1 protein-coding gene is annotated in these 751 nt (G+C 40.9%); it reads left to right on the top strand.

Going from position 1 to position 751, the window contains the following annotated elements:
• Positions 1-32: 32 nt before the first annotated feature.
• The coding region (locus tag ACEN4N_RS11490) for a transposase (protein ID WP_407090984.1) at positions 33-751 on the top strand (719 nt) is incomplete at its 3' end.

The raw sequence follows: 751 nt of genomic DNA, 5'->3' as shown, positions 1-751 counted from the left end.
ACATTACTAAAAGGAGAATTCACTTGGCTCATATGAATTATATCGCAGACTTACTAAATATTAAAGATAAACATGTTCAACTTCAAGATGACATCATGGAGGAAATGCACAAGGGGGTGCGGTGTAAGGTTCTCTTGGGACAACTCTCTTATTCATTGCCAGCCTGTCCACACTGTGGTGTGGCTAACCATTCAACGCAGGACATGATTAAATATGGTTTTGATCACACGACGATTCACTTAACGCATATCAACTTCCAACCCGTCTTGTTAAAACTCAAGAAACAACGCTATCAGTGTAAACATTGTCGGGTCGTGACGACTGTTCCAACAAGCATTGTTGATAAAGGATGCTTTATTTCGAATGACATTAAACGAACCATTATCATGGAATTAACGGAAGTACAGTCGATGAAACTGATTGCCCAACATCTAAATGTGTCTCGCTATACTGTTCAGTGCCAGTTAATTAAGGCGGGTCAAACCCTATCGCCAAAGACATGGGATCTACCAGAGCACCTTGGAATTGATGAGTTTAAGTCGGTCAAACAGGCGACGAGTGGGATGAGTTGTATTCTTATGGATGCCTATAACCACACATTGTTGGATATTGTCTTAGACCGCACACAAGACGCTTTAAGAGATTATTTTATGCGCTATTCATATGAAGCTCGAATGCAAGTCAAGACCGTCACCATGGATATGTACGGGCCGTATTATCTATTTTTACAACGCATTTTTCCGAATGCCGA

The organism is Ruoffia sp. FAM 20857 (genome assembly GCF_045528645.1).
GTDB lineage: Bacteria > Bacillota > Bacilli > Lactobacillales > Aerococcaceae > Ruoffia > Ruoffia halotolerans.
The sequence above is the reverse complement of the archived record's forward strand: the minus strand, read 5'-3'. Positions and strand labels throughout refer to the sequence as shown.